General features: G+C 71.9%; 8 protein-coding genes. 7 read left to right on the top strand and 1 reads right to left on the bottom strand.

All coding sequences use genetic code 11. From position 1 onward, the window contains the following. Positions 1 to 195: 195 nt before the first annotated feature. Positions 196 to 399: a hypothetical protein gene (locus IEY20_RS16425; protein WP_175328674.1), complete on the bottom strand. Its 204-nt coding sequence runs from the start codon at positions 397 to 399 to the stop codon at positions 196 to 198. A 108-nt stretch (positions 400 to 507) separates the two neighbouring features. Here IEY20_RS16425 and IEY20_RS16420 point away from each other — a divergent pair, with 108 nt between their 5' ends. From IEY20_RS16420 to pyrG, 7 genes are all read left to right on the top strand, one after another. Beyond that, complete coding sequence (locus tag IEY20_RS16420) at positions 508 to 1,365, top strand: tetratricopeptide repeat protein (RefSeq protein WP_083882149.1); 858 nt, start codon at positions 508 to 510, stop codon at positions 1,363 to 1,365. 31 nt (positions 1,366 to 1,396) lie between these two features. Further along, complete coding sequence (locus tag IEY20_RS16415; RefSeq protein WP_175328680.1) at positions 1,397 to 2,368, top strand: HAD-IIA family hydrolase; 972 nt, start codon at positions 1,397 to 1,399, stop codon at positions 2,366 to 2,368. Positions 2,369 to 2,378: 10 nt separating this feature from the next. Beyond that, positions 2,379 to 2,606: a hypothetical protein gene (locus tag IEY20_RS16410; protein ID WP_175328654.1), complete on the top strand. Its 228-nt coding sequence runs from the start codon at positions 2,379 to 2,381 to the stop codon at positions 2,604 to 2,606. Between the two features lie 16 nt (positions 2,607 to 2,622). Continuing rightward, complete coding sequence (locus IEY20_RS16405; protein ID WP_229728135.1) at positions 2,623 to 3,438, top strand: TlyA family RNA methyltransferase; 816 nt, start codon at positions 2,623 to 2,625, stop codon at positions 3,436 to 3,438. Further along, positions 3,435 to 4,361: an NAD kinase gene (locus IEY20_RS16400; RefSeq protein ID WP_022904381.1), complete on the top strand. Its 927-nt coding sequence runs from the start codon at positions 3,435 to 3,437 to the stop codon at positions 4,359 to 4,361. Before IEY20_RS16405 ends, IEY20_RS16400 begins: the two co-directional genes overlap by 4 nt. Further along, positions 4,358 to 6,052: a DNA repair protein RecN gene (gene recN / locus IEY20_RS16395; protein ID WP_188889323.1), complete on the top strand. Its 1,695-nt coding sequence runs from the start codon at positions 4,358 to 4,360 to the stop codon at positions 6,050 to 6,052. The genes IEY20_RS16400 and recN overlap by 4 nt, the downstream gene beginning before the upstream one ends. Positions 6,053 to 6,191: 139 nt before the next feature. Beyond that, complete coding sequence (gene pyrG, locus IEY20_RS16390; RefSeq protein WP_175328671.1) at positions 6,192 to 7,901, top strand: CTP synthase; 1,710 nt, start codon at positions 6,192 to 6,194, stop codon at positions 7,899 to 7,901. Positions 7,902 to 7,936: the final 35 nt, after the last annotated feature.

The following is a 7,936-nucleotide window of genomic DNA, read 5'->3' as shown; positions in this document are numbered from 1 at the left end:
GACGGGGACCGTCCCTACCGTGGTGGTTCGGACCGTCCGGAGCGTCGTGACGGGGACCGTCCCTACCGTGGTGGTTCCGACCGTCCGGAGCGTCGTGACGGAGATCGCCCGTACCGAGGTGGATCGGACCGTCCGTTCCGTGGCGGTTCCGACCGTCCGGAGCGTCGTGACGGGGATCGTCCGTTCCGTGGTGGCTCAGACCGCCCCGCTCGTCGCGACGGTGACCGTCCGTTCCGTGGTGGTTCCGACCGTCCGGAGCGTCGTGACGGAGATCGCCCGTTCCGTGGTGGCTCGGATCGCCCCGACCGTCGTGACGGCGACCGCCCCTTCCGCGGCGGGTCCGGCCGTCCGGCTCGTGACGGCGAAGAGCGCCGCCGGTTCGGGGACGGCACCCGACACGCGGGAGCCCGTTTCGGCGAGGCCGCTCGTGACGACTGGGAAGACCGCGACCCCTACGGCACGAAGTCGATCCGCCCGCGTCACGAGGACCCGGAGATCCCGGACGGCGTGCAGGCACGAGACCTCGATCCCGCGGCCCGTTCCGAGCTCAAGACCCTCAGCAAGGACAACGCCGACTGGGTTGCGAAGCACCTCGTGTCCGCTGCCCTCCTCGTCGACGTCGACCCGGAGACGGCGAACCAGCACGCCCTGAGTGCCGCCCGTCGAGCCGGTCGTGTGGCCGTCGTGCGCGAGACCGCCGCGATCACCGCGTACCGGCTGGGTGACTTCGCGACGGCGCTCCGCGAGCTCCGGACCTACCGGCGCATCGCCGGCAAGAACGACCAGCTCCCGATGATGGTCGACTGCGAGCGTGGCCTCGGACGCCCGGAACGCGCGCTCGAGCTCGGACGCTCCGTCGACCGTGCTGCCCTGGACACCCCGGTGCAGGTCGAGCTCGCGATCGCGATGTCGGGCGCTCGGCTCGACCTCGGGAATGCACAGGCGGCGTTGGGTGAGCTGGAGATTCCACAGCTCGACCCCTCCACGGCCTACAGCTGGTCGCCGGCGCTCTACAGTGCTTACGCGGCCACGCTCGAGGAGCTCGGCCGTCAGGACGAGGCCGACGAGTGGTGGGCCCGTGTCGATCACGCGACCGAGGCACTCGCCGAGGCCGCTGACGAGGATGCTTGGGAGACGGTGGATGTGGTCGAGGAAGCGATCGAAGTCGACGAGTACGACGACCGAGACGACGCAGGCGACAGGGACGACGAGCAGCTCGACGAGCCCGCGGTCGAGCAGGACGCCGACGACGAACTCGAGCCAGCCGACGAGCCCGCACCCCTCGACGAGCCCGGACCCGCGGACGAACCCGGCGAGATCGACGACGACAACCCCGTCGACGTCGACGGATCAGCAGCCGACTGACGTCCCCGTCCCACCCACACACGGCGTCGACCTGGTCCTGACCGACCTCGACGGCGTCGTGTACCGCGGCCGCCACGCGATCCCGCACGCCGTCGAGTCGCTCACCCGGGCGTCCCTCGGCGCCCGGGTCGGGTACATCACGAACAACGCCTCCCGTCGTCCGGTCGACGTGGCGGAGCACCTCGAGGCGTTCGGCCTCGAGGTCTCGGCCGACGACGTCGTGACCTCGTCCCAGGCCGGCGTCCGCCTCCTGTCGACGCTCGTGCCCGCCGGCTCCACGGTCCTCGTGACCGGGGGGCTCGGCTTGACGAGCATCGTCGAGGAAGCCGGGTTCACCGTGACGAACAGCGCGGAGGACTCGCCGGCCGCGGTCATCCAGGGCTTCTCGCCCGACCTCGGGTGGACGGAGCTGGCCGAGGCGTCCTTCGCCCTGGCCGACCCGTCCGTGCCCTGGGTGGCGACGAACATGGACTGGTCGATCCCCGTCGAGCGCGGCATCGCGCCCGGGAACGGGACGCTCGTGTCCGCCGTGCACCAGGCCGTCGGCCGGATGCCGGTCGTCGCGGGCAAGCCCGAGCGGCCGATCTTCGACGCCGCCCTCGCCCGGTTCGGCGGCGAGCACCCGCTGTTCATCGGGGACCGGCTCGACACCGACATCAAGGGCGCCAACGACGCCGGCATCCCGAGCGTGCTCGTCCTGACCGGCATCGACCAGGCCAAGCAGGTCCTCGCGGCCGACCAGAAGTCGCGGCCGACGTACATCCTCGACGACCTCCGTGGGCTGTCGAGCCCGTACCCGCGCACGGTCCGGCGCGAGGACGAGGACGGCACCCGGTACGTCACGGTCGGCGGTGCGACGGTCGCGATGCGGGGCCACGTGGTCCGCGTGCTCGACGACGGGGACGCGATCGACCGGCTGCGTGCCGGCGCGACCATCATCTGGGAGTCCGGTCTCGCGATCTACGGCCTCGACGTGGACCCGAAGCTGTACGGCGGCGAGTAGCGTGACGGACGTGCCGAACGAGGACCGCCCGACGCCGCCGCAGCCCGGCGACGCCGCACCACGGCCGCGGCCCGGCGGCGTGGTCGGGACGCCGACGTCCGAGCGGGACCACGAGGACTTCGCCGCACGGACCGCGGCGGCCGAGGGCCTCGAGCTCCCGGACCGCGCGGACGCCTTCGCCGCGTTGCACGACGAGCTCCGCACCCGGCTCGAGAGCGGCGGCACGGCGAGTGCCTGACGCCACCGGTGCACCCGTGGACGCACGCGGCGGCACCGTCCGTCTCGATGCGCTCGTCGCCGAGCGTGGACTAGCACGATCCCGCACGGCGGCCGCGAAGCTCATCCAGGACGGTCGGGTGACGGTCGGCGGGACCGCGGTGGTCAAGCCGTCGCACCCCACCCGCCCGGACGCGGCCGTGGTCGTCGACTCCGGCGACGAGTGGGTGTCCCGCGCCGCGCGCAAGCTCGTCGGCGCGCTCGACGCGTTCGGGGTCGACCCGGCCGGCCGGGTCGCCCTCGACGTCGGCGCGAGCACCGGCGGGTTCACCCAGGTGCTCCTCGCCCGCGGTGCGCGCCGCGTGGTCGCGCTCGACGTCGGACACGGCCAACTCGACCCGGTGGTGGCGCTCGACGACCGCGTTGCCGTGGTCGAGGGGTGCAATGCCCGGAACCTGACGGCCGAGTCGTACGCGGCGCTCGACCCGGCGGCGGGGGAGACCTCGCTCGTGGTCGGTGACCTGTCGTTCATCTCGCTGCGGATCGTCCTGCCCGCGCTCGCCGAGGCCGTGCCCTCCGACGACTTCGTGCTCCTGGTCAAGCCGCAGTTCGAGGTCGGTCGGGGCGGGGTGCGCGAAGGCATCGTGCACGATCCCGGACTCCGGAACGACGCGCTCATGAACGTGCTCTGGGTGGCCTGGGACGTCGGGCTCGGTACCTCCGGGATCGCCGCCTCGCCGATCGTCGGGACGCACGGCAACCACGAGTACCTGGCGCGCTTCCAGCGTGGTGTCGGTACCAATCCGACAGAATGGATCGACCGGGCGACGGACCTGGCGGAAGGGGTGGCATGAGCGACGAACGGCACATCCTGCTCGTCTCGCACACCGGGCGGCAGGACTCCATCGACGCGGCGGTCGAGGTCTGCGACATCCTGCACGCGGCCGGCCTCAACCCCGTGATGCCGTTCGACGAGTACGCCGACGTGCGACGGGCCGAAGCCTCGGTCGGGCAGGTCGACATCCTCGGCGTCGACGTGCAGGCGGAGCAGCTCGAGATCGTCATCGTCCTCGGCGGCGACGGCACGATCCTCCGGGCGGCGGAGCTCGTCCGCGGCACCCGCGCCGCGATCGTCGGGGTGAACCTCGGGCACGTCGGCTTCCTGGCCGAGAGCGAGCGACCGGACCTCGAAGAGACCGTCCAGCGCACCCTCCGCGGCGAGTACCACGTCGAGGAACGCGTGGCGCTGCAGGTGGACGTCGTCGTCGGTCAGGAGACCGTCTACTCCTCCTGGGCGCTCAACGAGGCCACCATCGAGAAGGCGTCGCGGGAGCGGATGCTCGAGGTCGTCACCGAAGTGGACGGCCGTCCGCTGTCGTCCTTCGGGTGCGACGGCGTGGTCATCTCGACCCCGACCGGCTCGACCGCGTACTCGTTCTCCGGCGGCGGCCCGATCGTGTGGCCCGACGTCGACGCGATCCTCATGGTGCCGCTGAGCGCCCACGCCCTGTTCTCGCGTCCGATCGTCGTCGGCCCGGACTGCACCCTCGCCGTCGAGGTGCTCCGCCGGACCAGCGGCGTCGGCGTGCTCTGGTGCGACGGCCGCCGGGCGCACGACCTCCCGCCGGGCGCCCGCGTCGAGGTGCACCGATCGCCGGAGCCCGTCCGGGTCGCGCGGCTCAAGGACGCCCCGTTCACCGATCGCCTGGTCGCCAAGTTCCGGCTGCCCGTCACGGGGTGGCGCGGCCCGCAGCGCGAGGACGAGGTCGACCGGTGATCGAGGAGATCTCGATCAGCGACCTCGGCGTCATCGGCGGAGCGACGCTCGAGCTCGGTCCCGGCTTCACCGTCGTGACCGGTGAGACGGGTGCCGGCAAGACGATGATCGTCACCGCGCTCGGACTGCTCCTCGGTGCCCGTGCCGACGCCGGTGCCGTCCGCCGGGGTGCGTCGTCCGCGGTCGTCGAGGGCCGTTGGCACGTCCCCGACCACGACGCCGTCGCCGAACGCGTCGAGGACGCCGGGGGTGCCGTCGAGGACGGCGAACTCTTCCTGACCCGCACGGTGTCGGCCGAGGGGCGCAGCCGTGCGACGGTCGGCGGCCGCGGTGCTCCGGTCGCGGTCCTCGGCGAGCTCGCCGACCAGCTCGTCACCGTGCACGGCCAGTCGGACCAGATCCGCCTGACCTCCGCTGCGGCACAGCGCGCCGCGCTCGACGGGTTCGGTGGCCCGAAGCTGCAGAAGGCGCTCGGCGCCTACATCGCCGCCTACGACGCCTGGCAACAGCACGCCGGCGAGCTCGAGACGCTCACCCGGGACCGCGACGACCGGGTCGCCGAGGCCGAACGGATCCGTGCCGCGTCGGACGAGATCGAGGCAGCCGACCCCCAGCCGGGCGAGGACGCCGAACTCGCCGAGCGCGCCGAACGCCTCGGGAACCTCGAGGAGCTCCGGCTCTCGGCGGGACTCGCGCACGAGGCCCTGTCGAGCGAGTCGCTCGAGGGCGCCCCGGACGTCGTCGGGCTCGTCGAGTCCGCCCGGCGTGCGATCGAGCGGGTCGCGGCGTCCGACGCTGCGCTGCAACCCGTGCTCGAGCAGCTGACCGAGCTGAGCATCCAGGCGACCGAGGCCTCGGCGAGCCTGTCGAGCTACCTCGGATCGCTCGAGCCGGACGCGGGGCACGACCTCGAGCTCATCAACGAACGCCGGGCACTGCTGGCCGGGCTCACCCGCAAGTACGGCGAGACCGTCGACGACGTCATCGCCTACGGGCAGCGCGCCGGGGAGCGACTCCTCGAGCTCGACGGCGACGACGACCGGATCGCCGCGTTGCAGCAGGCGGTCGAGCAGGACGAACAACGGCTCGCCGACGCCGCCGCCGCACTGACGACCGCACGCACGAAGGCCGCGGGAGACCTCGCGAAGCGTGTGACGGCCGAGCTGAAGTCGCTCGCGATGGCCGGTGCGACCCTCGTGGTCGAGGTCACCGACGCGGGCGAGTACCGCCGGCACGGACGTGACCAGGTCGCGATCCTGCTCCAGCCGCACTCGGGCACCGACCCGCGACCGATCGGCAAGGGGGCGTCCGGCGGCGAGCTCTCCCGCGTGATGCTCGCGATCGAGGTCGTGATGGCCGGCAGCACCACGGTGCCGACGTTCGTCTTCGACGAGGTCGACGCCGGTGTCGGCGGTGCCGCGGCGATCGAGATCGGTCGACGGTTGGCGCAGCTCGCGGAGCGGACGCAGGTGATCGTCGTGACGCACCTCGCGCAGGTCGCGGCCTTCGCCAACAACCACCTCAACGTCGTGAAGGACGCCAGCGGGGCGGTGACCTCGTCGAGCGTGCGCCGGCTGGAGGGCGAAGAACGGCTGCAGGAGATGGCGCGCCTGTTGTCCGGCCTCGGCGACAGTACGAGCGGCATGGAGCACGCGCGCGAACTCCTCGAGGTCGCCGGGCAGTCCGCCTGACCGCGGCCTGGAGGCCCGTGGCTGGCCCGCCTCGCCGGTCGCGCCACGCGGCGGGCCGGCCACCGGCCATCCACCCGCGCAACGCCCGCGGCGAACGCGGGTCGCGCCTCCCGTCCGATCTGACGTAAGATGGAAGCCCGTGGCGGACACTTACAGCGGCGGAACACAATCTTCGAACGAGACCCCGAAGGTGACGAAGCAGATCTTCGTGACCGGCGGGGTCGTCTCGTCTCTCGGCAAGGGCCTGACGGCGGCCAGCCTCGGCAACCTGCTCACGGCGCGCGGCCTCAAGGTCGTCATGCAGAAGCTCGACCCGTACCTCAACGTGGACCCGGGCACGATGAACCCGTTCCAGCACGGCGAGGTCTTCGTGACCGACGACGGCGCCGAGACGGACCTCGACATCGGGCACTACGAGCGCTTCCTCGACATCAACCTCTCGCAGGCGGCGAACGTCACCACCGGGCAGGTCTACTCGAGCGTCATCGCCAAGGAGCGTCGCGGCGAGTACCTCGGCGACACGGTCCAGGTCATCCCGCACATCACCGACGAGATCAAGCGTCGGATGCGCGAGCAGGCCGAGAACGACCCGCAGCCCGACGTCATCATCACCGAGGTCGGCGGCACGGTCGGCGACATCGAGTCGCAGCCGTTCATCGAGTCGGCGCGCCAGGTCCGGCACGAGCTCGGCCGGAACAACGTCTTCTTCGTGCACGTCTCGCTCGTGCCGTTCATGAACGCGTCCGGCGAGCAGAAGACCAAGCCGACGCAGCACAGCGTCGCGGCCCTGCGCTCGATCGGCATCCAGCCGGATGCGCTCGTCCTCCGCAGCGACCGGCCCGTCTCGGACTCGAACAAGCGCAAGATCGCGCTGATGTGCGACGTGGACGAGGACGCCGTGGTGAACGCGGTCGACGTGCCCTCCATCTACGACCTCCCGGGGCTGCTGCACGACCAGGGGCTCGACCAGGTGATCATCGACGCCCTGCGACTCGAGGCGCACGACGTCGACTGGACCGCGTGGAAGCCGGTCCTCGACGCGGTGCACGAGCCGAAGAAGGAGGTCACGATCGCCCTCGTCGGGAAGTACATCGACCTCCCGGACGCGTACCTGTCGGTCACCGAGGCCCTCCGTGCCGGTGGGTTCGCCCACAACGCCCGCGTGAAGCTCAAGTGGGTCGTGTCCGACGACTGCACCACGCCCGAGGGCGCCGCGAAGCACCTCGGCGACGTCGACGGCATCTGCGTGCCGGGTGGCTTCGGCGTGCGGGGCATCGAGGGCAAGCTCGGCGCGCTCCGCTTCGCGCGTGAGCAGCAGATCCCGACGCTCGGCCTCTGCCTCGGCCTGCAGTGCATGGTCATCGAGTGCGCCCGCCACGAGGCCGGCCTGACCGACGCGTCGAGCACCGAGTTCGACCCGGAGACCACGACGCCGGTCATCGCGACCATGGCCGAGCAGGTGGACATCATCGCCGGTGGCGACCTCGGCGGCACGATGCGCCTCGGCCTGTACCCGGCGAAGTTCACCGAGGGGTCGCTGGCGGCCGAGCTGTACGGTGCCCCGGAGGCGTCCGAGCGGCACCGTCACCGCTACGAGGTGAGCAACAAGTACCGCGAGCAGATCGCGGACGCCGGCCTGGTGTTCTCGGGCACCTCGCCCGACGGCACGCTCGTCGAGTACGTGGAGCTGCCCCGCGAGGTGCACCCGTTCTACATCGCCACGCAGGCGCACCCGGAGCTCCGGTCGCGTCCGACGAACGCGCACCCGCTGTTCGCCGGGCTCGTCGGTGCGGCGATCGAGCGTGCGGGTGCCTCGAGCCTGTTCGACCCGCAGGAGTCGGCTGCCTGACGCAGCCACGAGCGGACGGGCGCGCCCCGCTCGAC

This window comes from Curtobacterium luteum, from assembly GCF_014646995.1.
GTDB classification, from domain to species: domain Bacteria; phylum Actinomycetota; class Actinomycetes; order Actinomycetales; family Microbacteriaceae; genus Curtobacterium; species Curtobacterium luteum.
Note: the sequence above shows the minus strand (reverse complement) of the source record. Positions and strands in the feature narration are given on the sequence as shown.

Bases quoted from the DNA above. Each gene is read 5' to 3' on its own strand.
- IEY20_RS16400 (WP_022904381.1), top strand. From the start codon at position 3,435: ATGAGCGACGAACGGCACATCCTGCTCGTCTCGCACACCGGGCGGCAG.